The organism is Luteitalea sp. (assembly GCA_009377605.1).
In the GTDB taxonomy this organism is placed as follows: domain Bacteria; phylum Acidobacteriota; class Vicinamibacteria; order Vicinamibacterales; family Vicinamibacteraceae; genus WHTT01.
This window is the reverse complement of sequence record WHTT01000211.1, coordinates 1-1209: the sequence shown is the minus strand read 5'-3', so window position 1 is coordinate 1209 and position 1209 is coordinate 1. Positions and strand designations below refer to the sequence as shown.

The window sequence follows — 1209 nt, the reverse complement described above, 5'->3', positions numbered from 1 at the left end:
ACGCGGTGCGCCACGTCGTCGTGGGCACGAGCGGTGGCGCCCCGGTGTTCCTCCGCGACGTCGCGCGGGTGCAAGACGAGGGGGCTGAGCCGGCGAGCTATGTCATGTCCCACCGGCGCGGCGGTCGCTCCTCCCCCGCCGTCACGCTGGCCGTGGCCAAGCGCAAGGGCACGAATGCGGCCACGCTCGCGCACCAGATCGAAGACACGGTGGACGCCATACGCGCGGCCGTCTTGCCCGCGGACGTGGCGGTCGACATCACGCGTAACTACGGCGAGACGGCAACGGAAAAATCCAACGAGCTGCTCTTCCACATGCTGCTGGCGGTGCTCTCGGTCTCCGCGCTGATCTGGCTCGTGCTCGGACGCCGGGAAGCGGCCGTGGTGCTGATCGCCATCCCCGTCACGCTGGCGCTCACCATCTTCGTGTTCTCGCTATACGGCTACACGCTCAACCGCATCACGCTCTTCGCGCTCATCTTCTCCATCGGCATTCTGGTCGACGATGCGATTGTCGTGGTCGAGAACGTGGTACGCCACACGCGTCTGCGGGCAAGCGACTCGCGCGGCCTCGCGGCGCTGACCATCCGGGCCGTCGACGAGGTGGGCAACCCGACGATCCTTGCCACGCTCGCCGTCGTGGCCGCCATCTTGCCCATGGCGTTCGTCGGCGGCTTGATGGGTCCGTACATGCGGCCCATCCCGATCGGCGCCTCGGCCGCCATGCTGTTCTCGCTGCTCGTGGCATTCATCGTGACGCCCTGGGCTGCCGTTCGGTTGCTGTCTCATGCCCTCGGTCATGAGCACCAGGGGGAGGATCGTCTCACGGGGCTCTATCGGCGTGCGATGCGCCCGCTCATTAGTCATCCCCTGGCGCGTGCGGGATTTCTGGCGGGCGTGGCTCTGCTGCTGCTCGTGGCGCTGGCGCTCGTGCCCTTGGCGCTCGTCACCGTGAAGATGCTCCCGTTCGACAACAAGAGCGAGTTCCAGGTCGTGATCGACATGCCAGAGGGCACGCCGCTTGAGCAGACGGCTAGGGTTGCAGCCGCACTTGCCGAGGAAGCCCTGACCGATCCAGACGTGACCAGCGTGCAGAGCTACACGGGTACAGCCTCGCCTTACAACTTCAACGGATTGGTCCGTCACTATTTCCTCCGCCAAGCGCCGCACATGGCCGACCTGCAGGTAAACCTGAGGCCGAAGTCGGATC

Annotated in this window: 1 protein-coding gene; it reads left to right on the top strand. The window is 66.3% G+C overall.

Features of this window, described 5'->3' with window-relative positions; all coding sequences use genetic code 11:
- Positions 1 to 1209, top strand: a 1209-nt coding sequence (locus GEV06_28570) for an AcrB/AcrD/AcrF family protein (GenBank protein MPZ21805.1), incomplete at both ends; no start/stop codon positions are given.